This window comes from Streptomyces synnematoformans, assembly GCF_039531005.1.
Taxonomy (GTDB): domain Bacteria; phylum Actinomycetota; class Actinomycetes; order Streptomycetales; family Streptomycetaceae; genus Streptomyces; species Streptomyces synnematoformans.
In genome coordinates, this window is the sequence record NZ_BAAAPF010000079.1 from 1 (window position 1) to 23,097 (window position 23,097).

At 72.5% G+C, this 23,097-nt stretch carries 21 protein-coding genes, 1 pseudogene and 2 CRISPR repeat arrays; of the genes and pseudogenes, 10 read left to right on the plus strand and 12 right to left on the minus strand.

Annotation, left to right across the window (positions count from 1 at the left end; all coding sequences use genetic code 11):
- Positions 1-48 precede the first annotated feature (48 nt).
- On the minus strand, positions 49-342 hold the full coding sequence (locus ABD317_RS14620; RefSeq protein WP_344290421.1) for a DUF1330 domain-containing protein: 294 nt from the start codon (positions 340-342) through the stop codon (positions 49-51).
- Positions 343-481: 139 nt separating this feature from the next.
- Positions 482-815: a CRISPR direct-repeat array (repeat unit 29 nt; unit sequence GGGTCCATCCCCGCGTGCGCGGGGAGCAG).
- Positions 816-1,114: 299 nt separating this feature from the next.
- On the opposite strand from ABD317_RS14620, the gene cas3 reads away from it, so the two are divergent.
- From cas3 to cas2e, 8 genes are read left to right on the plus strand one after another with little or no spacing between them, the layout of a single operon-like run.
- Entirely contained in the window at positions 1,115-4,129 is a 3,015-nt protein-coding gene (gene cas3, locus ABD317_RS14625) for a CRISPR-associated helicase Cas3' (protein ID WP_344290422.1), read from the plus strand.
- Positions 4,119-5,870 carry a type I-E CRISPR-associated protein Cse1/CasA gene (casA, locus tag ABD317_RS14630; RefSeq protein ID WP_344290423.1) on the plus strand — a complete coding sequence of 584 codons (1,752 nt, stop codon included), beginning with the start codon at positions 4,119-4,121 and terminating at the stop codon, positions 5,868-5,870. Before cas3 ends, casA begins: the two co-directional genes overlap by 11 nt.
- Positions 5,867-6,553 (plus strand): type I-E CRISPR-associated protein Cse2/CasB, encoded by a 687-nt coding sequence (gene casB / locus ABD317_RS14635; protein ID WP_344290424.1) that lies wholly within the window; start codon positions 5,867-5,869, stop codon positions 6,551-6,553. The genes casA and casB overlap by 4 nt, the downstream gene beginning before the upstream one ends.
- On the plus strand, positions 6,550-7,758 hold the full coding sequence (gene cas7e, locus ABD317_RS14640) for a type I-E CRISPR-associated protein Cas7/Cse4/CasC (RefSeq protein ID WP_344290425.1): 1,209 nt from the start codon (positions 6,550-6,552) through the stop codon (positions 7,756-7,758). Before casB ends, cas7e begins: the two co-directional genes overlap by 4 nt.
- On the plus strand, positions 7,755-8,459 hold the full coding sequence (cas5e, locus tag ABD317_RS14645) for a type I-E CRISPR-associated protein Cas5/CasD (protein WP_344290426.1): 705 nt from the start codon (positions 7,755-7,757) through the stop codon (positions 8,457-8,459). Before cas7e ends, cas5e begins: the two co-directional genes overlap by 4 nt.
- Complete coding sequence (gene cas6e, locus ABD317_RS14650; RefSeq protein WP_344290428.1) at positions 8,459-9,208, plus strand: type I-E CRISPR-associated protein Cas6/Cse3/CasE; 750 nt, start codon at positions 8,459-8,461, stop codon at positions 9,206-9,208. The genes cas5e and cas6e overlap by 1 nt, the downstream gene beginning before the upstream one ends.
- A gap of 3 nt (positions 9,209-9,211) precedes the next feature.
- A complete protein-coding gene (gene cas1e / locus ABD317_RS14655; RefSeq protein WP_344290429.1) occupies positions 9,212-10,174 on the plus strand; it encodes a type I-E CRISPR-associated endonuclease Cas1e in 963 nt (320 codons plus the stop codon).
- Positions 10,171-10,527, plus strand: coding sequence for a type I-E CRISPR-associated endoribonuclease Cas2e (cas2e, locus tag ABD317_RS14660; protein WP_344290430.1), 357 nt, complete (start codon positions 10,171-10,173; stop codon positions 10,525-10,527). The genes cas1e and cas2e overlap by 4 nt, the downstream gene beginning before the upstream one ends.
- A 1,156-nt stretch (positions 10,528-11,683) precedes the next feature.
- Here cas2e and ABD317_RS14665 read toward each other — a convergent pair.
- Both ABD317_RS14665 and ABD317_RS14670 read right to left on the minus strand, forming a co-directional pair.
- Entirely contained in the window at positions 11,684-11,875 is a 192-nt protein-coding gene (locus ABD317_RS14665) for a hypothetical protein (RefSeq protein ID WP_344290431.1), read from the minus strand.
- Positions 11,872-12,267 (minus strand): ATP-binding protein, encoded by a 396-nt coding sequence (locus ABD317_RS14670; protein WP_344290439.1) that lies wholly within the window; start codon positions 12,265-12,267, stop codon positions 11,872-11,874. Before ABD317_RS14670 ends, ABD317_RS14665 begins: the two co-directional genes overlap by 4 nt.
- Positions 12,268-12,496: 229 nt before the next feature.
- Between ABD317_RS14670 and ABD317_RS14675 the strand changes: the two genes are divergently transcribed.
- Together ABD317_RS14675 and ABD317_RS14680 are read left to right on the plus strand one after the other, a co-directional pair.
- On the plus strand, positions 12,497-13,321 hold the full coding sequence (locus ABD317_RS14675; protein WP_344290432.1) for a helix-turn-helix domain-containing protein: 825 nt from the start codon (positions 12,497-12,499) through the stop codon (positions 13,319-13,321).
- Positions 13,318-13,509 carry a DUF397 domain-containing protein gene (locus ABD317_RS14680; protein WP_344290433.1) on the plus strand — a complete coding sequence of 64 codons (192 nt, stop codon included), beginning with the start codon at positions 13,318-13,320 and terminating at the stop codon, positions 13,507-13,509. Before ABD317_RS14675 ends, ABD317_RS14680 begins: the two co-directional genes overlap by 4 nt.
- 50 nt (positions 13,510-13,559) lie before the next feature.
- Positions 13,560-14,504: direct repeats of the CRISPR family, unit length 29 nt; unit sequence GGGTCCATCCCCGCGTGCGCGGGGAGCAG.
- A gap of 233 nt (positions 14,505-14,737) precedes the next feature.
- Here ABD317_RS14680 and pheT read toward each other — a convergent pair.
- From pheT to ABD317_RS14725, 9 genes and pseudogenes are all read right to left on the minus strand, one after another.
- Positions 14,738-17,266, minus strand: a complete 2,529-nt coding sequence (gene pheT / locus ABD317_RS14685) for a phenylalanine--tRNA ligase subunit beta (protein ID WP_344290434.1) — start codon at positions 17,264-17,266, stop codon at positions 14,738-14,740.
- The gene (gene pheS / locus ABD317_RS14690) at positions 17,266-18,411 is read right to left on the minus strand and encodes a phenylalanine--tRNA ligase subunit alpha (RefSeq protein WP_344290435.1); all 1,146 of its coding nucleotides are present in this window, start codon (positions 18,409-18,411) and stop codon (positions 17,266-17,268) included. Before pheS ends, pheT begins: the two co-directional genes overlap by 1 nt.
- A gap of 176 nt (positions 18,412-18,587) precedes the next feature.
- Entirely contained in the window at positions 18,588-19,673 is a 1,086-nt protein-coding gene (locus ABD317_RS14695; RefSeq protein WP_344290436.1) for a sensor histidine kinase, read from the minus strand.
- Positions 19,674-19,747: 74 nt separating this feature from the next.
- Positions 19,748-20,617: a TrmH family RNA methyltransferase gene (locus ABD317_RS14700; RefSeq protein WP_344290437.1), complete on the minus strand. Its 870-nt coding sequence runs from the start codon at positions 20,615-20,617 to the stop codon at positions 19,748-19,750.
- Between the two features lie 140 nt (positions 20,618-20,757).
- Entirely contained in the window at positions 20,758-21,144 is a 387-nt protein-coding gene (gene rplT, locus ABD317_RS14705) for a 50S ribosomal protein L20 (protein ID WP_027757136.1), read from the minus strand.
- A gap of 102 nt (positions 21,145-21,246) precedes the next feature.
- Positions 21,247-21,441, minus strand: coding sequence for a 50S ribosomal protein L35 (gene rpmI / locus ABD317_RS14710; RefSeq protein WP_027757135.1), 195 nt, complete (start codon positions 21,439-21,441; stop codon positions 21,247-21,249).
- 108 nt (positions 21,442-21,549) lie between these two features.
- The gene (infC, locus tag ABD317_RS14715) at positions 21,550-22,158 is read right to left on the minus strand and encodes a translation initiation factor IF-3 (protein ID WP_078627963.1); all 609 of its coding nucleotides are present in this window, start codon (positions 22,156-22,158) and stop codon (positions 21,550-21,552) included.
- 331 nt (positions 22,159-22,489) lie between these two features.
- Positions 22,490-22,855 carry a DUF1844 domain-containing protein gene (locus tag ABD317_RS14720; RefSeq protein WP_027757133.1) on the minus strand — a complete coding sequence of 122 codons (366 nt, stop codon included), beginning with the start codon at positions 22,853-22,855 and terminating at the stop codon, positions 22,490-22,492.
- An 83-nt stretch (positions 22,856-22,938) separates the two neighbouring features.
- Positions 22,939-23,097: pseudogene (locus tag ABD317_RS14725) on the minus strand (SseB family protein); the annotation flags it as partial.

Consider the following 23,097-nt stretch of genomic DNA (forward strand, 5'->3'; position numbering starts at 1 on the left):
TCGGAGGGTCAGACCCACCCGCAGCGTCACCACGCCACATCCTCACTGTCAGTCGACGCCTTCGACGATGCGGAAGTCGCGCTCGACGCCGTCGGAGAGGGCGGCCAGCGCCTCCTGGTAGGCCGCGCTCTCGCGCACCGCGACGGCCTGCTCGAAGCTGTCGAACTCGACCACGACGGTGCGCTCGGCGATTCCGGCGTCATACGCCGCGACCCGACCGCCACGGACGAGGGTGCGGCCGCCCCCGGGCTCGACGGCCAGGCGGGCCAGCTCGTTGTAAGCGGCCAGCTTCTCGGGATCCGAAATGGTGCGGTAGACGCTGACCCAGTAGCCCTTGGGCATGGAACCTCCGGTGTGGGGATGAGTGCATTCTGACTTACGGGGTGGTCTCGGACGAGTGTCGATCACCACGGCGCCGATGTCGACCAGCGCCGCGGTGCCATGCGCGCGAGCAGTGCGCCGGCATGACGGCGGCCATGGAAAGTCCATCCCCGCGTGCGCGGGGAGCAGCGTCGCGCAGCGTGGGCTTGTCCGAGGCCAGGGGGTCCATCCCCGCGTGCGCGGGGAGCAGTTCGGCCGGTCCGCTGGGGACTCCGGGGAGTGGGGTCCATCCCCGCGTGCGCGGGGAGCAGCGGGACTTCGACGTGAACAGCGGGCCGTGGGAGGGTCCATCCCCGCGTGCGCGGGGAGCAGAATGCTCGTGGGCACCTATCCGCGCCCGAAGAGGGTCCATCCCCGCGTGCGCGGGGAGCAGGGGAAGGGAGGGGCGCCGCACCGCGGTTTCTGGGGTCCATCCCCGCGTGCGCGGGGAGCAGGCTCGCTGACCTGGGTGTTTATCGAGGGGTGAGGCCGTTCTGAGCAACTAACGGGGATTCGAACATTTCAACCACTCGATCCAGCCGGGACAGCACGCATCGCATCAGGCACAGCTCAGCGTACGCCCATCGGGGCGCCAGCCGGGTAAGCCGGAAGCGTGAGGGGCCGTCGGGCACCGACAGGGGAGCAACAGCCGCGACGAAGCAAAACCACAAGACTCCGATCACAAACATTAATTATCAGACAGAATCATTTAACGAGGCCATGCATCATCTCATCACCGGGTCTAATGCACGGCATGAACGGCAGGCCGCCGGACCCGGCACGTATCGGTGAGCGACTGTCCTCGCCCGCCCGAACCGTCTGGGCGAAGTCCGACCAGCGCGAGGGCGGCAAAAGCGGTGCGTGGCTGCCGCTGTGGCGGCACATGGCGGACAGCGGTGCCGTGGCCGGGCGCCTCTGGGACGATTGGTTGCCCCGTCAGGTGCGGCGGTCCGTGGCCGACGCTCTGCCAGGTGGGGAGGCGGACGCGCGGCTTGTAGCCGTGTGGCTGGCAACGGTGCACGACATCGGCAAAGCCACGCCGGCCTTCGCCTGCCAGGTGGAGGATCTCGCCGCCATCATGCACGACCACGGGCTTGCGATGCCGACCCGCCGATTGCTCACCGAGCGCAGCGCGGCACCGCACGGCCTGGCCGGGCAGATGCTCCTGGACGAGTGGCTGGAGGCGCGCGGCGGGTTCGCGAAGGACGCGCGCGGGCAGTTCACCGTGATCGTCGGCGGGCACCACGGGGTACCTCCGGACGCCGGGCAGGTCAGACAGCTCCGTGGTAGGAGCGAACTGTTACGTACGCGCGGGGTGTCCGAGGCCGTGTGGCGGGGCGTCCAGACGGAGTTGCTGGACGCCGCTGCCGTGGCGTGCGGGGTGCGGGACCGGTTGGTGGCCTGGAGGGACGTACGGCTTCCCCAAACCGTTCAGGTGCTGCTGTCCGCGACGGTCATCGTCGCCGACTGGATCGCAAGCAACTCCGATCTCTTCCCCTACTTCCCCGACGCGCAAGGGCAGACCTCCGCCGAGCGGGTCGAGGCGGCCTGGCGCGGGCTCGAACTCCCCGCTCCCTGGCGGGCAGTGGACCCCCCGGCAGAGGCAGACGACCACTACGGCACCCGGTTCGCCCTCCCGCCCGGTGCGCAGATACGTCCGGTGCAGGCCGCGGCGGTGGAGCTGGCTCGCGAACTGCCCGAGCCGGGTCTGCTGATCGTCGAGGCCCCGATGGGTGAGGGGAAGACGGAGGCGGCGCTGGCGGTGGCGGAGGTGTTCGCCGCGCGATCGGGCGCGGGCGGGTGCTTCTTCGCGCTGCCGACCAGGGCGACGGGTGACGCGATGTTCCCGCGGCTCCGGGACTGGCTGGGGCGGCTGCCTGATGAGGACCGGGAGCGTGGCGCGCACTCCGTGTTCCTGGCCCATGCCAAGTCCGCGCTCAATCCGCACTACACCGCGCTGATGGGCGCTGCTTCCCGCCCGTTGGCCGTGGAGGCGGACGACCCGCGGACGAGGGGATCGCGTCGCGTGGACGGGCACGTCGTGCACACCGCGGAACTGGTCGCACACCAGTGGCTGCGCGGCCGGAAGAAGGGGATGCTCTCCTCCTTCGCCGCGGGCACGATCGACCAGCTCCTCTTCGGCGCGCTGAAGTCCCGCCATCTCGCGCTGCGCCACCTCGCGCTCGCCGGAAAGGTGGTCGTGATCGATGAGGCGCACGCGTACGACGCGTACATGGACACCTATCTGGACGCCGCACTGGCCTGGCTGGGCGCCTACCGGGTGCCGGTCGTGGTGCTCTCCGCGACGCTCCCTGCGGCGCGTCGGCGGGAGCTGGCCCGCGCGTACGCGGGCGCGCAGGCGTATAAGGCGTCTCGGGAGCCGCCGCGGACGGACGACTCCTCGCACGCGTACCCGCTGCTGACGGCCGTCTCACCGGGCGGTAGGGCGATTGAGCGCGCGCCGGCGGCCTCGGGACGCGCCACGCAGGTGGCCGTCGAGGCGTTGGCGGACGGCCCGGAGGTCCTCGCCGAACGTCTGGCCAGGGAACTCGGCGGTGGCGGCTGCGCTCTGGTCGTCCGCAACACGGTGGACCGCGTGCGGGACACCGCGGCCGTCCTGCGGGCGCGCTTCGGCGCGGAGGCGGTGACGGTCGCTCACGCGCGCTTCGTGGACCTGGACCGCGCTGCCAAGGACACCGACCTCCGCGAGCGCTTCGGGCCGCCGGAGACCTGTTCCGGACGACGGCCGGAGACCGCGCACATCGTGGTGGCCAGTCAGGTCGCCGAGCAGTCGCTGGACGTGGACTTCGATCTCCTGGTCACGGACCTGGCCCCGGTGGACCTCGTCCTCCAGCGGATGGGCCGTCTGCACCGCCACGAGCGGGAGCGTCCACCGCGGCTGCGGACCGCCCGCTGCCTGGTCACCGGCGTCGAACCGGACGAGCCGGATGAGCCGGACGACCCGGATGAACCGGGCGACCCGGATGAACCGGGCGACCAAGTCGGGACGTCGACCGCCCCTGACGGGCCGCCTCCCGTCCCGGTCCGCGGGTCGGCGGCGGTGTACGGGGCCTGGCCGCTGCTGCGCGCCGCGGCGGTGCTCCGGCCGCACCTGGCGGACGGGGGCCGGCCGGTACGGCTCCCGGCGGACATCTCCCCGTTGGTGCAGGACGCGTACGGCGCCGCCCCCGTGGGCCCGGCGGGCTGGCAGGACTCCCTGGCCGCGGCGGAGAAGTCCGACGAGGCACGGCGGGCCCGGCAGAAGAAGAAGGCCAGGACGTACCGGCTCGCCGCCCCCAAGGCGCCGGGGCGGTCCCTGCTGGGCTGGATCGACGCGGGTGTGGGCGACGCGGATGACACCCCGGCCGGACAGCAGCAGGTACGCGATGCCACGGACAACCTGGAGGTACTCGTCGTCCAGCGCACCGCCGACGGGATGCTGCGCACTCTCCCGTGGCTGCCGCCGGACGAACGCGAACGGCGGCGCGGCGGGCTGGAGCTGCCCGCCGATGCCCCGCCGGACCGGCACCGCGCCCGGGCGGTCGCGGCCAGCGCGCTGCGGCTGCCGCGCCAGTTCAGCCATGCGACCGCGGACCGTGCGGTGGCGGAGCTGGAGGAGCTGTACATCGACGCGTGGCAGGGGCGCGACTGCCACTGGCTGGCCGGGCAGCTGCTCCTGGCGCTGGACGAGGAGTGTCGGTGCTCTCTGGCAGGCTTCGCACTGCACTACTCGCCCGACGACGGTCTTGAGGTGACCCGTGTCCCCTGACGCCCAGGAACCCGTCCTCACCGACGACGTGACGCCGTCCTTCGACCTGACCACGCAGCCGTGGCTGCCGGTGCTGCTGCGCGACGGCGTGGAGAAGGACCTGTCGCTGACCGAGGTGTTCGAGCGGGCCGACGACGTCCGGCGGGTCCCGGGGGACCTGCCCACCCAGGAGTTCGCCCTGGTCCGGCTGCTGCTGGCGGTGCTGTACGACGCGCTGGACGGCGGGCCGCCGACGCGGGAGGCGTGGGCGGAGCTGTGGCAGGCGGGCCCGGAGGGCTTCCCGGCCGAGCAGGTTGTGGCGTACCTGTCAGAGCACCGGGAGCGGTTCGACCTGCTGCACCCGGAGCGCCCCTTCTTCCAGGTGGCAGACCTGCGGACGGCGAAGGACGAGGTCTTCTCCCTGGACCGGATCGTGGCGGACGTCCCCAACAACGACCGCTTCCTCACCATGCGGGCGCACGGCGCACAGCGGTTGTCCTTCGCCGAGGCGGCCCGCTGGGTGGTGCACACGCACGCCTGGGATGTCTCGGGCATCAAGACCGGTGCCGTGGGCGACCCGCGGCTCAAGGCGGGCAAGGTCTATCCGCAGGGCGTCGGTTCGGCCGGGATGCTCGGCGGCGTCCTTGCGGAGGGGGACACCCTGCGCGAGACGCTCCTGCTGAACCTGATCCCCCGCGAGGACGACGACCTGCTGCGGCACGATGACGAGGACCTGCCGGTCTGGCGCCGTCCGCAGCCGCACGGGGCGGCTCCCCTGCCCGAGCCGGAGGCCGGGCCGTACGGGCCACGCGGCCTGTACACCTGGCCCGCCAGGCGGGTGCGGCTGCACCATGACGGCCGTGAGGCATACGGCGTGGTCCTCGCCTACGGGGACCCGCTTCCCTACCGGAACATGCACGGCTGCGAGCCGATGACCGGCTGGCGGCGCAGCGCGCAGCAGGAGAAGAAGCTGCGGACCAGCCCGGTCTACCTCCCGCGCACCCATGATCCGGCCCGCGCCGCCTGGCGGGGTCTGGCCTCGCTGATCACCGGCTATCCGCCCGAGGCGGCGCAGAGTGCCGCCGGCAGGGGCGCGGCGCAGGGCCTCACGCCTCGCGTGCTGGAGTGGCTGGGCCGCATGGCGGAGGAGAGCGACGCGCTGGGCCGGGACCACCTGCTCGGGGTGCGGGTGCTGGGCTGCGAGTACGGCACCCAGCAGTCGGTGGTCGCCGATGTGGTGGACGACAGCCTGAGCCTGTCCGTCGCGCTGCTCTCACAGCAGGGCAGCAGGCTGCGGGACACGGCGGTACGGGCCGTACAACTCGCCGAGACCGCCGTCTGGCTGCTGGGCAACCTCGCCGCGGGCCTCGCCGAGGCCGCGGGTGCCGAGCAGGCGACGCCGCGGGCGGAGGCCCGCGACCGGGGCTTCGGCGAGCTGGAGGGCCCCTTTCTCCGGTGGCTGGCAGCGCTCAGGTCCGGCGCGGATACCGGGGAGCGGTTGGAGAGCTGGCGCCGCACCGCGTACGACCGGGTGCGCGCGCTCGGCACGGAGCTGGTCGAGTCCGCCGGCGAGGCCGCCTGGGAAGGCCGCGTGCGGCCGACCGCGAAGGGCGGCACGTACTGGCTGAACTCCGCGAGCGTGGAACGCGGATTCCACACAGAGCTGCGCAGGCGCGTTCTGGCGCCGGAGGACGACGGTCCCCCACCCGGCCCGGCCGGCGACGCCCCGCCACCAAGCCGACCAGAGGAGCCCACGCCATGACCACCAGCAGCCCCCCGCCCACCGCCGCGCGGCGGGACGTGTACGAACCGAGGCTCGTCGGCCGTACGGTACAGGCGTGCCTGGAGCCTCTCCAGCGCGGCTATGTGTCGAACGACGAGGCATGGGCCGTTGCCCGGCTTGCCCAGCTCCGGCGTGGCGCGGGGAAGGCGCCGGAAGAGGTCCCAGAGCTGTTCGGCCTGATCGACATGGATGCGCTCTACCCGGCGGGGGGCCGGGAGCCGGGCTGCAAACACGGCCCCACCGCCGTTCACCTGGCGGTCACCCTGTACGCGCTGCATCAGCAGTCCAAGCGCACCGACCGGATGCACGTTCCCGGCCGGCGGTTCGGCGGCGCCGTTCGCGCACTGATGCCGCAGGGCGAGATCGACGAGACGCTGCGCCGTCGTTTCGTCCGGGTCGCCGGGGCCACGTCGTCGAACGTGCTGGCCTACCGGCTGCGGGAGTTGGTCCTGCTGCTGCGCGGCGCGGGCGAGCCCCTGGACTACGTCCGGCTCGCCGACCAGATCGAAGAAGCCCTCGATCCCACCCGGCGTCTGCGGGTCCGCCAGGAGTGGGGCCGTGAGTTCCACTCTTGGCGTCCGCGTAAGGACAACGGGGACGAGCATCCCACCGACGCAGCCGGTTCACCCGCCGCCGGGCATGACAGTGAGGAACACCCGTGAGCCGTACGATCGTTGACATCCATGTCCTCCAGACGGTCCCGCCGAGCAACCTGAACCGGGACGACACCGGCACGCCCAAGTCCGCCGTCTACGGCGGGGTGCGCCGTTCCCGGGTGTCCAGCCAGGCGTGGAAGCGCGCCACCCGCACGGCGTTCGGCCAGCTGCTGGACCCGGCCGAGCTGGGCGTGCGCACGAAGAAGGTCGCCGAGCTGATCGGCGAGACGATCCGCGAGCTTCAGCCGGAGGTCACCCCCGAGGAGTCATGGAAGCTGGCCACGGCCGTGGTGGAGGCCGGTACCGGTGCCAAGCTCGCCGTCCCCGAGCGCAAGAAGCCCAAGAAGGACAGGGAATCCGCCGAGGCAGCCGAGGAGGCGAAACCGCTGCCGCCCGAGTCCCAGTACCTGATGTTCCTCAGCGCCCAGCAGCGGCGCGGGCTGGCGGAGCTGGCGACCGAGGGCCGTGCGGACATCGGCGGGTTCCTGAAGGCCAAGGAGAACAAGGAGCGCGCCCGGGAGATCGCCGACACCCGCCACTCCGTCGACATCGCCCTCTTCGGCCGGATGGTCGCCGACGGAGCCGACATCAACGTGGACGCCGCCGCCCAGGTCGCGCACGCACTCAGCGTCCATGCGGTGGAGAACGAGTCGGACTACTACACGGCGGTGGACGACGAGAACGAGGCGGACGAGACCGGCGCCGGGATGATCGGCACCGTCGAGTTCAACTCCGCGACGCTGTACCGCTACGCCGCCCTGGATGTGGACCGGCTCGCCGACAACCTCGGCCAGGGTGTGGACGAGGACGCCGACCGGGCCACGCCCGTGCGCCGGGCGGTAGAAGCGTTCGTCCGCGGCTTCGTCTCCTCCCTGCCCACCGGCAAGATCAACACCTTCGCCCACCACATCCCTCCGGACGCCGTGGTGGTGAAGCTGCGCGACAGCCGACCGGTCAACTTCGTGGGGGCGTTCGAAGAGCCGACGATGGCCGAGTCGGGCAGCGGCCACGTCCGGCAGGCCAGCGAGCGTCTGGCCGAACAGATCGCCGACGTGGAGCGGGAGTTCGGTGAAGAGGCCCTGGCGACCTGGGTGGTCACCGCCGGCCGCAACACCGCCAAGCTCGCCGAGACCGGCACGCGGGTCACCCTGGACGAGCTGGTGGCGAACATCGGTGCGGCGGTCGCGGAGCGGCAGGGCGGCAGGCAGTGAGTGTGCTGCTGCTCCAGCTCGCCGGGCCGCTCCAGTCCTGGGGCGCCGCCTCGCGCTTCGCGCGGCGCTCCACGGAGTCGGCGCCGACCAAGAGCGGAGTGCTCGGGCTCCTCGCCGCCGCCCTGGGCCGCCCCCGCACCGCCGACCTGTCGGATCTCGCCGCGCTGCGCTTCGGCGTACGCGTCGATCAGCCCGGCACGCGTGTGCGGGACTTCCACACCGCGCACCACCAGGTCAGCGGCAAGGCGATGCCGGTCACCGAGCGCTTCTACCTCGCCGACGCCGTGTTCCTGGCCGCGGTCGAGGGCGACCGGACGCTGATCGAGGAGCTGCACACGGCGGTACGTGCGCCGCACTTCCTGCCGTTTCTCGGCCGCCGCGCCTGCCCGCCCGCACGGCGGCTCGACCTGGGCGTCCGGCACGACACGGGGCTGGAGGCGGCGTTGCGGGAGCACCCGTGGCTGGCTTCGGCCTGGTATCGGGAACAGACCGCCCGCACCGCCCCGGACCGGCTACCGGTGCTGCTGGACTCCGCGCCCGGGGACCCACCCGGCGACATCGTGGCCGACCAGCCGCTCAGCTTCGACCCGCGCCACCGCCGGTACGCCCGCCGGTCGGTGCGGAGCGACGCCGTACCGCGGCCGGTCGAGGTCCCGGTAGTCCCGGAGCACGACCCGATGCCGCTGCTGGAGAGCGACTGATGTACCTCACGCGCTTCCGCGTCAACACCGCGCGCGCCGGAGCCCGCTACCTGCTGTCCTCACCGCAGCGCCTGCACGCGGCGCTGCTCGCCGGCTTCCCCGGCCTGCCCGTCGACCCCGAAGCCCGGCCCCGCATCCTCTGGCGCCTGGACCACGGTGACCGTACCGACGTGCAGGTCTACCTCGTCGGCCCCGACCGTCCCGACCTCACGGCCCTGGTGGAGCAGGCCGGCTGGCCCACGCTGGCCACGCCCGAGGCACCCGGCTGGGAGACCCGGCACTACCAGCCGTTCCTGCGCCGCCTCGCCAAGGGCGACCGCTGGTCGTTCCGGCTGGCCGCCAACCCGGTCCACTCCATCCGCCGCAAGGACGGTGAGCCGACCAAGCGCACAGCGCACGTCTCCCCGCGCCACCAGCTCGGCTGGCTGCTGAAACAACAGGAAAAGCACGGCTTCGAGCTGCTGCCGGGAGCGGCGCCGGACGCTGAGGACCCGCTGCACCGGTACGCCGTGGTCGTCCACGGCCGCCGCGACCTCTCCTTCCGCAAACGCCCCGGCGACCCGGCGCCGCCGCCCGCAGGCCGGAAGGGAAGCGGCTCGCGCGGCGGCCCGGTCACCCTGGTCACCACCGTCTTCAGCGGCCGACTGGAGATCACCGACCCCGCCGCTCTGCGGCACGCCCTCACCCAGGGCATCGGCCGGGGCAAGGCGTACGGCTGCGGACTGCTCACCCTGGCCCCGCAGGAGTAGCCGATGACCACCGTCAGCAGGCGCGGCGCGTCCTCACCACGCGAACTCACCCGGATCGGCGACCGGTTGTCCTTCGTCTACCTGGAGCGCGCCGTCATCCACTGCGCCGACAACGCGATCACCGCCGCCGACGGCGACGGCGTACGCCACCTCCCGTCCGCGACCATCGGCACGCTGCTGCTCGGACCGGGCACGAAGATCTCCCAACAGGCCGTCCGGCTCCTGGGAGAGAGCGGCGTCGGCATCGTGTGGGTCGGAGAGCACGGCGTGCGCTACTACGCCGGCGGCCGGGCGCTCTCCCGCTCCGCGGCGCTGGCCGAGGCCCAGGCACGACTGTGGGCCAACCCGCGGACGCGGCTGGAGGTCGCCCGCTCGATGTACGCTCTCCGGTTCCCCGACGACGACCCGGCCGGCCGCAGCCGCCGCGAGCTGCTCGGCAAGGAGGGCGACCGCGTCAAAGCGTGCTACCGCACCGAGGCGGCCCGTACCGGCATCCGCTGGCGCGGACGCCGCTACGCCCAGGGCGACTTCGCCTCCGGCGACGCCCCGAACCAGGCCGTCACGGCCGCCGGGCAGTGCATGTACGGCATCGCGCAGAACGTGGTCGCGGCGCTGGGCTGCATCCCCGGGCTGGGCTTCGTGCACTCCGGACATGAGCTGTCCTTCGCCCTGGACATCGCGGACCTCTACAAGACGGAGATCGGCATCCCGGTCGCCTTCGAGACCGCCGCGGAGAGCGAGGAGGACATCGGCCCGCGCGTGCGCCGCGCGCTACGCGACCGCGTGCACGCCGCCGGGCTGCTGGAGCGCTGCGTCCACGACGTGAAGACGCTGCTCACCCCCGGGACGGAGGTCGGCTCCGCCGAGGAGGGCGACGCCCCGCAGCGCGACCGGGTCATGCTCCAGTCCGACCGCGGCGAAGAAGTGGAGTCCGGTGCCAACCTCGGCGAGGGGCTGATCTGGTGACGGTGATCGTCCTCTCCAACTGCCCCGTCGGGCTGCGGGGCTTCCTCACCCGCTGGCTGCTCGAAGTCTCCCCCGGCGTCTTCGTCGGCAGCCCGTCGGCCCGTATCCGAAGCGCGCTCTGGGCGGCGGTGGACGAGTACGCACACGAGGGCCGTGCCCTGCTGACATACACCACCGACACCGAGCAGGGCTACACCTTCGAGACCCGCGACCACCACTGGCAGCCGGAGGACCACGAGGGCGTCACCCTCATCCGCCGCCCCACCGAAGGGCCTACCGGCCCCGCCCCCGCCACCCGCCCACCCCGCCAGGGCTGGAGCACGGCCGCCAAGCGCCGCCGGTACGCCCGCTGAGCGGACGAGCCGGGGGAAGGTGCCGCGGGGTTCCCACCGTTATCCTGTCACCGCCTGCTCCTTGGCAGGCAGAGAAGCCCTGTGGACAGCCCTGCTCCCCGCGCACGCGGGGATGGTCCCCATGAAAGCGCGGCTTCTCAGTGCTCCCCGCGCACGCGGGGATGTCGAGTCCGGCAGTCGCGTCCCGTGCAAAAGCTCAGTGGCGCGACTGCCGTACCCGCCGGCTGTGGACTCACCGCCGACGGAACACGAGCCGGAGCCCCCTCCCCTTCCCGCAGCCATCACATCGCACGGATAAGTTCAATCGCTTGATCAACCACACTAGTGATGCGCACAGCACCATCACTACGGCCAACGGATCCATGCCTTCACCCCTCAGCTCAGCCCCGATAGGTCCCGCGCACTCCAACGAGCAACGCCGCACGGCAACATAATGAACCGTCAGCACCGAACATGCAACCATGAAAGCGCAGCATTAAAAGCTGCGGCAGGCAACTCCCACCGTCATGCCGGGCCATTCAAGCGCCCGTGACAGAAGTAGTCAGAACCGGCGCACCTCCGCGCCCGCGGCGCTCCAGCCCCGCCTGACCTGGCATGAGCGGCGCCCGCTGCCGGCCTCGACCGCCTCAAGGCGCAGGCCGACCAGGCCGCCGCCCCGGTCCGCGCCGTCGCCGGGCGCGCTACTGCTCGGAGCTGCTACTTCCGGGCGGGGCACGGTGCGAGGGCCAGGGCCGCTCAGGGGCAGCGCCACGAGGGACACGATGCGGTCGAAGTCGGCTGGCAACGGTCCCGTGGCGTCACAGGTGACCGTCCGGGGGGCGGGCAAGGACTGAGGCAGCCCGGGGCGGGTCATGGCGGCAGCGCGGTGGGCGCTGGCGTGGCGTATGCCGGTCGCTGGCGCATTCGCACGGTGACCGCGCCAAGAAGTGCGCGAATGCGCGTGCCCGTGTGGTCGAGGTACGGCTGGACAGCGTCGGGACCGAACCCAAGCGGTAGCGGGTCGAGGCCGACGACGACGCATCCGGGGCCGCGGCGGGCGAAGTGCTCGCGCCACGGAGCTTGCGGACGGGGGCAGCCGTAAGCAGTAGGTGGGGTGCGCGTAGTCGAGGGTGGCCGTGCCGCCCTCGATGAGCAGGCGGTCGCCGATGTCCGGCACCTACCCGGCCGCGGGGGCGAGTCCCACCGCGCCGGCCATGGCGAGCAGACCGGCCTCGACGCTCGTGTGCGTCTCTTCTGGGCGCAGGGGGCCGGAGTGCCCGATCAGTAGCCAGGCGACCGGCACAGCGTGCGTCACGTCGAGCCACGTCGCGTCGCTGAGCGCCGAGGTGAATCCGGGTCCGGCTGTCACGGGATGTGCCGCTCACACGTGACCTCCGCGGCGGTCCGGATCTTGAACGTGACCCATACGACCTTGCCGGGGCCGGTGCGGTCGCTGACGCCCCAGTCGTCGGCGAGGGCGTCGACCAGGTGCAGGCCGCGCCCGCGATCGTCGGTATCCGCGGGCGTGCACAGGTGCGGGGTGTCGCTGCTGGCGTCGTGCACCTCGATGCGCACCACGCTCTCGTTGAGGACGACCCGTACGAGGAAGCGACGACCGGTCGGGGTGTGCTGGAGGGCGTTGGTCACGAGTTCGGAGACACACACACGGATGTCGTCGGCCTGCTCGGCGGCACATCCGCCGATACAGCCGGCCACGAACGCTCTCGCGCGGCCGACGGCTGCCGCGCTGCGGGGGAACATGCGCGAGTTCACGCGGAGTCACCTCCTACGGGGGTGGGCGCTGGTTCGTGGTCGACACGGAACCAGGCGACCCGTGTGGCGCGGCAGGACGCGTGCTTGGGAACGGCCAACGTTGTCACCCTCTTCTAACTGGGCTATCAGCGTGGATCGTTGGCAGTAGGCTCCGCTAGACAGATGGGTATGAAGACGGAGACTTCATATGCACGATGCCGAGGAATGACAGGGGCACATGCCAGCACGCAAGCAGATCGACCCCTCAGAGAGCCTGGAAATGTTCCTGGGGAAGATGGTGGAACGGGCCAGGATCTCGAAGGGATGGACCCGGCAGAAGGACTTGGCGGACCAGGTGCGTGTCGCCCCCTCCCGCATCTCACAGATTGAGTGCGGAACCGAGGCTCCCAACGTGGCGTTGGCCGAGTTCCTCGACGAGGTCCTCGGCACCACGCCGTATCTGGCCGACCTGGCGAGGATGATCGCGCGCAAGGCCATCCGCGACTATGCACAGTTGTTCGTCGAGCGTCTCGTCACCGCTCACGCGGTGCACGAGTTCGCCCCGATAGTGCCCGGCCTCATGCAGACTCGCGCATATGCGCGAGCCCTCATGCTGGTTACCCACTCCAGCAGCAGCAACGTGGACAACGGGCTTCGCAGCCGCATAGAGCGCCAGGAAGTGGTGACACGCGAAGTCAACCCGATGTGGCTCAACGTCGTGATCGACGAGGCGGGGCTGCGTCGCGCCATGGGAGACGCCAAAACTCACAAAGAGCAGTTGGGGCACCTGCTCGACCTGTCCGACAGGGATAACGTGTTGATTCAGGTGCTGCCGTTCACCGCACCGAGCCCCACCGGCGTGATCACAGTGCTGGATCTACCCGACGGCACCCGGTGTGCGTACGCTGAGGCCGCATTCACCGGACGACTCTACGAGGAACCGGCGGAAGTGGCACGCATGCAGCGCACCTATGATCAGCTCAGCAGCGAGGCTCTGAATCGCCAGCGGAGCCAGGACCTGATGCGGCACATCCTTGACAGCTACGAGGAGAACGACCAGTGAGCAACGCCGAACCGAACTGGCACAAGTCGAGCTACAGCAATGAAGCCGAGTCGGCATGTATCGAGGTCGCCGACAACCTCCCCGGCGTAGTGATGGTCCGTGACAGCAAGGACCCGAACGGCCCGCGCCTGACCCTGACCCGTGAGGGGTTCGCCGGACTCGTGGAGTTCGCCAAGCACCACGGGTGAACGGCGCCCCCACCCGCCCTGAGTGACCGGCCCCCGCCATGTCTGTGGCGGGGGCCGTCCCCGCGTGCGCGAGGAGCAGACCGCGATCAGGGAGGTGTCGGCGCCGAGGTAGGGTCCATCGCCGCGTGCGCGGGGAGCAGTGGGCGATGGCGAACGGGGTCGTGGCGGTGAGGGGTCCATCCCCGCGTGCGCGGGGAGCAGGTGAGGTCGTCGAGGTCGGCGGCGGCGAGTTCGGGTCCATCCCCGCGTGGGCGGGGAGCAGCCGCCCGGGTAGTCCTTGTAGGCGTCCGCGCGGGGTCCATCCCCGCGTGCGCGGGGAGCAGCCGCTCGCGGCGTTCAGCGTCGGCCTGACGCTGGGTCCATCCCCGCGTGCGCGGGGAGCAGACGTCGTGCCCGGCCTGCATGATCGTTTCGTGGGGTCCATCCCCGCGTGCGCGGGGAGCAGCATGAAGTTGACGAAGATCGAATACATGGTCAGGGTCCATCCCCGCGTGCGCGGGGAGCAGACGGCGTCGTAGGCGTGCCCGGGGAACACCCAGGGTCCATCCCCGCGTGCGCGGGGAGCAGTCGGCGAGCCGTACCGGCTGCTCTCCGGCGAGGGGTCCATCCCCGCGTGCGCGGGGAGCAGTAGCCGCCGACGTCGAGGTCTGTGACGCCGTTGGGTCCATCCCCGCGTGCGCGGGGAGCAGTGGGGTGCGTGGTTGAAGAAGAGGCCCGTGGGGGGTCCATCCCCGCGTGCGCGGGGAGCAGCGACGACTACCGCAACGCCCTCGCCGACCAGCGGGGTCCATCCCCGCGTGCGCGGGGAGCAGCCTGGTAGTGGAGATCACCAAGGGTCTGCCGGAGGTCCATCCCCGCGTGCGCGGGGAGCAGCACACGTCCCACGCCGCAGCGCGGGACTGGGAGGGTCCATCCCCGCGTGCGCGGGGAGCAGCGTCAGCAGGGAGACGACGACTGGCCCGACCCGGGTCCATCCCCGCGTGCGCGGGGAGCAGTCTCGCTGACCTGGGCGTTTATCCAGCGGGGCCGCCGTCCTGAGCAACAAATGGAGATTCGGACATTTCCACCACCGAACATCCTCGTGTGCCACGTCCAACTCTTGACGCCATGCTACGAGTTCACCTTCACCGAGGGGGCGGGGACCGCACACCGCACCCAAGCGGCCAGGGCGCCGACACAGCCCCCGCACGGCGGTACGGGCCCCGTACCGCCGTGCCGCGCCCGCCCGTCACGCCCCCCGCAGCACCGCCCCCGCCTCCTCCGCCGCCCGCGCCACCGCCGCGTCGCGGGCTGCGCCCGCTTCCTCGGCCGTCAGTGTGCGGTCCGGGGCGCGGAAGCGCAGTGCGTAGGCGAGGGACTTGCGGCCCTCGCCGACCTGCTCGCCGGTGAAGACGTCGAACAGCCGCACCGACTCCAGCAGCTCGCCCGCGCCCGCGCGCAGGGCGTCGGCGACCTTCGCCGCCGGCACGTCCGCGGCCACGACCAGCGCCACGTCCTGCGTCGCCACCGGGTACGTGGATACGTGCGGTGCCTGCACCGGGCCGCCGCCCGCGATCTCCAGCAGGTCGAGCGAGACCTCCATGGCGCAGGTGCGCTCCGGCAGCTGCAGTGCCTTGACCACCCGCGGGTGCAGCTCGCCGGCGTGGCCGACGACTCGTCGTTCGCCGTCCACGACCGCGAACAGGGCCGCGCAGCGGCCGGGGTGCCACGGCGCGTGCTGGTCGGCCTCGGTCGCCAGCTCCACGCCCGCCGCCGCGGCCACGGTACGGGCCGCCTCGACCGCGTCTGCCCAGTCCGCCGGGCGGCCGGGGCCCCACCAGCCGGCCCGCTCGCGGGCGCCGGCGAGGACGGCGGCGGCGCGGCGCGGCTGCTTGGGCAGGGCGGCGTTCAGGGAGGCGATCTCCTCGTCGGTGGGGCGCCGGTCGACGGGCAGCCGGGCCGGCTCGGACTCCCAGCCCGACGGCCGGAAGACCAGCCCGGTCTCGAAGAGCGCCAGGTCGGCGGTGCCGCGGCCGTGGTTGCGGCGGAGCGCGGCGAGCAGGCCGGGCAGCAGCGTGGTGCGCAGGCCCGGCTCCTCGTCGCTGATCGGGTTGACCAGGGTGACGGTACGGCGGCGGGCGTCGTCGGGGTCCAGGCCGAGCGCGTCGAGGGCCGCCTCGCCGACGAACGGGTAGTTCAGCACCTCGACGTAGCCGGCGCCGGCCAGCGCCCGGCCGGCCCGGCGGTGCAGCCGCTGCCGGCCGGTCAGGCCGCGGCCGGCTGGCGGCCGGGGCAGCGTCGACGGCAGGTTCTCGTAGCCTTCGAGCCGGATGACCTCCTCGGCGAGGTCGTTCGGCGCGGCCAGGTCGGGGCGCCAGGTGGGCACGGTGACGGTCAGCTCGTCGGCGCCGTAGACGTCGCAGCCGACCTCCTGCAGTCGGCGCACCACGGCCTCGCGCCCGTACGGCACGCCGGCGACCCGGTCCGGGTGGTCGACCCGCATCCGCACGGTCCGCGGCCCGCTGGGCGCGACGACCTCGGTCACGCCCGCCTCGGCGGAGCCGCCGGCCAGCAGCACCAGCAGGTCCACCGTGCGCTGCGCCGCGGCGGGGCCGGCCTCCGGGTCGACGCCGCGCTCGAAGCGGCGGGACGCCTCGGAGGTGAGGCGGTGGCGGCGCGAGGTGCGGGCGATGGAGACGGGGTCGAAGTGCGCGGCCTCGATCACGATCTCGGTGGTGCCGGCCACCGAGCCGAGCAGGTGGTCGCGGACCTCGGCCTCGGCGATCTCGGTGTCGGCGCCGCCCATCACCCCGGCCAGACCGATGGGCCCGCGGTCGTCGGTGATCAGCAGGTCCTCCGGGTGGAGGGTGCGCTCGACGCCGTCCAGGGTGGTGAGCTTCTCGCCGGGCGCGGCCCGGCGCACGCCGAGGGGGCCGTCGAGCCGGGCGCGGTCGTACGCGTGCAGGGGCTGGCCGATCTCCAGCATCACGTAGTTGGTGACGTCCACGGCGAGCGAGATCGGACGCATGCCGGCCTTCTGCAGCCGGCGCTGCAGCCAGATCGGCGAGCGGGCCTCGGGGTCGATGCCGGTGACGACGCGGGCGGTGAAGCGGTCGCAGCCGCGCGGGTCGTCGACCTTGACCTCGTAGCCGTAGTCGTTCGGCGGGGGCACGTCGAGCAGCGCCGGGTCGCGCAGCGGCACGCCGTAGGCGATGGCGGTCTCGCGGGCGACGCCGCGCAGGGACAGCGCGTAGCCGCGGTCGGGGTTGACGGCGATGTCCAGGACCTCGTCGTTCAGCTCCAGCAGCTCGGTCGCGTCGGTGCCCGGCTCGTACTCGGGCGGCAGCACCAGGATGCCGTCGTGGTCGTCGCCGATGCCCAGCTCGCGCACCGAGCAGATCATGCCCTCGGAGACCCTGCCGTACGTCTTCCGGGCGTCGACCTTGAAGCCGCCGGGCAGCTCGCCGCCGGGCAGGATGACGACGACCTTGTCGCCGACGGCGAAGTTGGCCGCGCCGCAGATGATGTTCTGCGGGTCACCCGTGGTGTTCGCGTCGCCGACGTCGACCTGGCAGTAGCGGATCGGCTTCTTGAACTCCGTCAGCTCCTCGATCGCCAGCACCCGGCCGACGACCAGCGGGCCCTTGAGGTCCGCGCCCAGCCGCTCGACGGTCTCGACCTCCAGGCCGGCGCTGATCAGCCGGTCCTGGACGCCGCGGCCGGTCTCGCCGGCCGGCAGGTCGACGTACTCCCGCAGCCACGAAAGCGGGACTCGCATCAGATCTCCATCCCGAACGGCCGGGTGAAGCGCACGTCACCCTCGACCATGTCTCGCATGTCCTCGACGTTGTGGCGGAACATCAGCATCCGCTCGATCCCGAACCCGAAGGCGAACCCGCTGTAGCGCTCCGGGTCGATGCCGCAGGCGACCAGCACCTTCGGGTTGACCATGCCGCAGCCGCCCAGCTCGATCCAGCCCTCGGAGCCGCAGGTGCGGCAGGGCCGGTCCGGGTTGCCGACGGACGCGCCGCGGCAGACGAAGCAGACCATGTCCATCTCGGCGGACGGCTCGGTGAACGGGAAGTGGTCCGGCCGCAGCCGGGTCCGCACGCCCTCGCCGAAGAGCGAGGAGACCATGTGGTCGAGGGTGCCCTTCAGGTCGGCCATCGTCAGGCCCTCGTCCACCGCCAGCCCCTCGACCTGCATGAAGACGGGGGTGTGGGTGGCGTCCAGCTCGTCGGTGCGGTAGACGCGGCCGGGGCAGATCACGTACACGGGCAGCTCGCGGTCGAGCATGGAGCGGATCTGCACCGGCGAGGTGTGGGTGCGCAGCACGACGCCGGTCTCGTCGTCGTCCCCCCGCCCGGGCGCGCCGTCGCGCTGCGGCCCGCGGACGAAGAAGGTGTCCTGTTCGCTGCGCGCGGGGTGGTCAGGCGCGATGTTGAGCGCGTCGAAGTTGAACCACTCGGCCTCGACCTCGGGGCCCTCGGCCACCTCCCAGCTCATCGCCGTGAAGATGTCCTCGATGCGCTCGGAGAGCGTGGTCAGCGGGTGCCGCGCGCCGCCGGGGGTGCGGTCGTACGGCAGTGTGACGTCCACCGCCTCCTCGACCAGCACCCGGGCGTCGCGCTCCGCCTCCAGCTCCTCCTGGCGCCGCTTCAGGGCCTGCCCCACCTCGCCGCGCGCCCGGCCCACGCGCTTGCCCGCGTCCGCCTTGGCGTGCGGCGGCAGGGCGCCGATCTCGCGGTTGGCGAGCGCCAGCGGGGAGCGGTCGCCGGCGTGGGCGGTCTTCACCTCGCGAAGCGCTGCGAGGTCGCCGGCCGCGGCGATGGCGGCGAGCGCCTCGTCGCGCACCCGGTCGATCTCTTCCGGTTTCAGTGCCTGGACCTCGACAGGGTCGTACGACTTGTTCGGTGCCGACATCTCTTCCCGTACTTCCGATTGGCTGGCTGCGCCCCGACCCGGCGGCCGCGGCTTTGTCGGCGAGCGGGGTCGCCGAGGGGCCGGGGGTCGAGTCTACGGGCGCGCGGACGCGGGTGTGGCCCGTGGGCTCCCCCACAGCGCGCTGCCGCGCGTGGGCGGTCCCCCCAGGCCGCGGCTCAGGCGAGGTGGGCCGGGGCGCCGACGGGCAGGGTAAATCGGAACCGGGCGCCGCCGCCGGGGGCGCGGCCGACGGTGATGATCCCGCCGTGGGCCTCCACGATGCCCTTGACGATGTACAGCCCCAGGCCGGTGCCGCCGCGCTTGCTGCCCCGCCAGAAGCGGGTGAAGACGCGGCTCATCGACTCCTCCGGGATGCCGGGGCCTTCGTCGCTCACGGTGACCTGGGTGCCTTCCCTGCCGTGGTTGAGGGTGGCGGGTGCCACCTCGATGGTGACAAGTCCCTCGCCGTGCCGCACGGCATTTTCCAGCAGGTTCCCCAGCACCTGGTCGACCTTGTCGGGGTCGGCCCACAGGTCGGGCAGCTCCCGCCGCACCAGGGTGCGGAAGCGGGCCGGGTCCTGGCCCGCGGTGGTCTGCGCCTCCACGTGCCGGTGCACCGCGGCGACCACGTCGACGCGCTGCTTGCGCACCTCCAGCCGGCCGGAGTCGATGCGGGAGATGTCCAGCAGCTCGGCGATGAGCCGGGTGACGCGGTTGGCGTCGGCGTGCACGGTCTCCAGCATCAGCCGCTTCTGGTCGTCGGTGAACCGCTCCCACTTCGCCAGCAGCGTGGCGGTGAAGCCCTTCACGGACGTCAGCGGGGAGCGCAGCTCGTGCGCGACGGTGGCGATCAGCTCGGCGTGGCTGCGCTCGCTGCGCCGCCGGGCCTCCGTGCCGCGCAGGGTGACGATGAGCTTGCGCACCGGGCCGGTGCGGCCGTCGCGTACGTAGCGGGCGGCGACCAGCACCTCGCGGTTGCCGGGCAGCAGCAGGTTGCGCTCGGGGTGGCCGGTGCGGATGGCCAGGCCGCCGTACGGGTCGATCAGCCGCCACCAGCGGCGGCCCTTCAGGTCCTCCAGGGGCAGCGCCTCGGTCAGCGGGCGGCCGAGGACGGCGGCCGGCTCCAGGGCGGTGATCCGCACGGCGGCGGCGTTGAAGCACACCACGCGACCACGCTCGTCGGCCACGACGAGACCGTCCGGCAGATCGTCGGGCGCACAGTGGAGGTCGGCGGCCTCCGGCCCGTCATCTGCGCTCTCCACCCGTGAACCCCCTCCCAGAGACCGGGCGTTGGCCTGCCCGTACGGTCGACTCGCGGTCGCCTAGGGCGGTCACCCTACCTGGCCCCGCTGACGGGGCGGCACCCGCCGATCGGGCGGTGGGCCCGGGCCGAGGCGTAGAGGCACACGGCCGCGGCGGTGGCGAGGTTCAGGCTCTCGGCGCGGCCGTGGATCGGGACGCGCACGACGGCGTCGGCGAGCGCCCTGGTCTCGGCCGGCAGCCCCCACGCCTCGTTGCCGAAGATCCAGCCGGTCGGGGCGGCGAGGCCGCCGTCGTCCAGCTCGTCGTCCAGGTCCCGCTCCCCCGCCCCGTCGGCGGCCAGCAGCCGCACGCCGGCGGCGCGCAGCCCGGCGGCGGCCGCGGCGGCGGGCAGGCCGGTGACGACGGGGAGGTGGAAGACGCTGCCGGCGGAGGCCCGTACGGCCTTGGGGTTGTACGGGTCGACGGAGGCGTCGGTGAGCACCACGGCGTCGGCCCCGGCGGCGTCGGCGCAGCGCAGCACGGTGCCGGCGTTGCCGGGGTCGCGGACGTGCGCGAGGACGGCGACGAGACGGGGGCGGGCGGCGGTGACGTCCGCGAGGGGCACGTCGAGGAAGCGGCAGACGCCGACGAGGCCCTGCGGGGTGACGGTCTGCGAGAGCCCGGCGACGACCTCCTCGGCGGCGGAGTGCACGCGGGCGCCCGCCTCCCGGGCCGACCCGACGATCTCCGGGTGCCGCTCGGCGGCCTCGGGGGTGGCGAACAGCTCGACGAGGGCCGGGCCGGCGTCGCCGCCGGGGCCGGACCCGTACGCCACCGCCTCCCGTACGGCCTGCGGCCCCTCGGCGAGGAACCGGCGCTCCTTGACCCGCCCGGCGCGCCGGAGCAGCTTGCGGGCGGCGGTGACGCGGGCGGAGCGCGGCGAGATCGGCTCGGGGGTGCCCATGGGCGGTGGGGAGACCTTTCGTACGGCAGGACGGCGGCCGCGAGAGGCCCGCGCGACCTGCGGGCCCGCACGGAAATCCAAGGACCCGCAGGCCGGCGGGGCCTGCGGGTCCTTGACGCGTACCGAGCGAGCGCGGCGGCTCAGGCGGCGGACTTCGGCGCGTTGACGTCGCTCGGCAGGGCCTTCTGGGCCACCTCGACGAGCGCGGTGAAGGCACCTGCGTCGTTCACGGCCAGCTCGGCGAGCATCTTGCGGTCCACCTCGACGCCCGCGGCCTTCAGGCCCTGGATGAAGCGGTTGTAGGTGATGCCGTTGGCACGGGCAGCGGCGTTGATCCGCTGGATCCACAGCTGACGGAAGTCGCCCTTGCGCTTCTTGCGGTCGTTGTAGTTGTAGACGAGGGAGTGGGTGACCTGCTCCTTCGCCTTGCGGTAGAGGCGGGAGCGCTGGCCGCGGTAACCGCTGGCCTGCTCGAGGATCGCCCGGCGCTTCTTCTGGGCGTTGATTGCCCGCTTGACGCGTGCCACTTGTTCACTCCTTGGGGCTGGGTCGCGTCGGCTGCGCGACCCGGAACGGCTGGGTCCCGGTCTGCTGAGTCGTCCTGCGCCCTGCCGGGGCAGGGCGGCGGCTCACCGGCCGAGCAGCTTCTTGGCCTTCTTCGCGTCGGCCTTGGACAGTTCGACCGTGCCGGCGAGGCGCCGGGTCAGAGTCGACGGCTTGTGCTCCAGGTAGTGGCGCCGGTTGGCACGCTGACGCAGCACCTTGCCGGAGCCGGTCACGCGGAAGCGCTTCTTGGAACCACTGTGGGTCTTGTTCTTCGGCATCTCGCCGTTCACTCCTCGTCGTCGGCGCTCCCGCCGCCCGCAAACGGGCATGCGGAAGCGTCGGACTGTCTTCGTCCTACTCGCCGGACCCGGGGTCGGGTGCCGGGATCAGGCCTCGGCGCGCTCCGCGGGAGCGGTCTCGTCGCCCCTTCGCTCCGCCTTGCGGGCCGCCTGGGCCTCGCGGGCTTCGGCCATCGCCTCGGTCTTCTTCTTGTGCGGACCGAGAACCATGATCATGTTGCGGCCGTCCTGCTTGGGGTTGGACTCCACGAAGCCCAGCTCCTGCACGTCCTCCGCAAGCCGCTGCAGCAGCCGCCGGCCCAGCTCGGGGCGGGACTGCTCACGACCGCGGAACATGATCGTGATCTTGACCTTGTCCCCCTGCTTGAGGAACCGCTCGACGTGACCCTTCTTGGTGTCGTAGTCGTGCGGGTCGATCTTCGGCCGGAGCTTCATCTCCTTGATGACCGTGTGCGCCTGGTTCTTGCGCGCCTCACGGGCCTTCATGGCCGACTCGTACTTGAACTTCCCGTAGTCCATCAGCTTGCACACCGGAGGACGGGCGTTCGCCGCCACCTCGACCAGGTCGAGGTCGTACTCCTGGGCAAGCTCCAGAGCCTTGGCGAGCGGGACGATGCCCACCTGCTCGCCGCTGGGGCCGACAAGTCGCACCTCGGGGACGCGAATCCGGTCGTTGATGCGGGGCTCGGCGCTGATGTGGCCTCCTCATTTCCACCACGCGACTGCCTGGCGGGCAACCGCGTAACGTGCTGTCTGCCGACCACCCGGCGCGGGCACGAAAAAAGCCCCGGACGGGACGCAAGTGCGACTCCTGCCGGGGAGCACCGCCGCAGAGCGTGCCGCGGGGTGCTTCGGACCGGTGACCCGCCGACCGGGGGCCGGAAGGTGGGAGATCGGAGCCTCCACTTGCGGGCCGGTCGCTCCTCTTTCCTGCATGGTGCGTCCGGCCGGTCGCTGTCCAGCATACCAGTGCCCGCGGAAACACCGCACATCCGCGCGGCGGTGCGGTGGGCGGGTACGGGCGGGCTCAGCCGATGACGGGGCCCGTGTACGCCTCGCCGGGGCCCCGGCCCGGTTCGTCGGGGTGCTCGGACGCCTCGCGGAAGGCGAGCTGCAGCGACTTCAGCCCGTCCCGCAGCGGCGCCGCGTGGTACGAGCCGACCTCCCCCGCGCCGGCGGTGACCAGCCCGGCCAGCGCGGTGATCAGCTTGCGGGCCTCGTCCAGGTCCTTGTGCGCGGCGCCGTCCTCGGCGAGTCCGAGCTTGACCGCCGCGGCGCTCATCAGGTGCACCGCCACCGTCGTGATCACCTCCACGGCGGGGACGTCGGCGATGTCGCGCGTCATCGCGTCGAAGTCGGGGCCGGCGTCGCCGCCGGGGCCGGGGTCGCTCATGGGGGCTCACTTCCTCGTACGGGACCGGAGGCCACCCTAACCAGCGCCCGGGCCGCGGCCCCCGGCGGTCCGGCGCGGGCCGGTCAGCCGAGCGGCAGCGGCTCGCCCGGCAGCGGGGTGTCCGGCGGCAGCAGGGCCAGGTCGAGGCCGCGGACCAGCCGGGCCCGCAGGACGGGGTCGGCGGCCAGCGCCTCGGCCAGCCGGGAGGGGTCGTCGGCGGGGGCGGCGCCGGGGGCCGGGGC

Excerpts from the sequence above, each read along its gene's own strand:
- cas6e (WP_344290428.1), top strand. The coding sequence starts at position 8,459 with ATGTACCTCACGCGCTTCCGCGTCAACACCGCGCGCGCCGGAGCCCGC.
- cas1e (WP_344290429.1), top strand. The coding sequence starts at position 9,212 with ATGACCACCGTCAGCAGGCGCGGCGCGTCCTCACCACGCGAACTCACC.
- rpmI (WP_027757135.1), bottom strand. The coding sequence starts at position 21,441 with ATGCCGAAGAACAAGACCCACAGTGGTTCCAAGAAGCGCTTCCGCGTG.
- ABD317_RS14670 (WP_344290439.1), bottom strand. The coding sequence starts at position 12,267 with ATGTTCCCCCGCAGCGCGGCAGCCGTCGGCCGCGCGAGAGCGTTCGTG.
- ABD317_RS14720 (WP_027757133.1), bottom strand. The coding sequence starts at position 22,855 with ATGAGCGACCCCGGCCCCGGCGGCGACGCCGGCCCCGACTTCGACGCG.
- ABD317_RS14620 (WP_344290421.1), bottom strand. The coding sequence starts at position 342 with ATGCCCAAGGGCTACTGGGTCAGCGTCTACCGCACCATTTCGGATCCC.
- casB (WP_344290424.1), top strand. The coding sequence starts at position 5,867 with ATGACCACCAGCAGCCCCCCGCCCACCGCCGCGCGGCGGGACGTGTAC.
- ABD317_RS14700 (WP_344290437.1), bottom strand. The coding sequence starts at position 20,617 with ATGGGCACCCCCGAGCCGATCTCGCCGCGCTCCGCCCGCGTCACCGCC.
- pheS (WP_344290435.1), bottom strand. The coding sequence starts at position 18,411 with ATGTCGGCACCGAACAAGTCGTACGACCCTGTCGAGGTCCAGGCACTG.
- pheT (WP_344290434.1), bottom strand. The coding sequence starts at position 17,266 with ATGCGAGTCCCGCTTTCGTGGCTGCGGGAGTACGTCGACCTGCCGGCC.
- cas3 (WP_344290422.1), top strand. The coding sequence starts at position 1,115 with ATGAACGGCAGGCCGCCGGACCCGGCACGTATCGGTGAGCGACTGTCC.
- ABD317_RS14675 (WP_344290432.1), top strand. The coding sequence starts at position 12,497 with ATGCCAGCACGCAAGCAGATCGACCCCTCAGAGAGCCTGGAAATGTTC.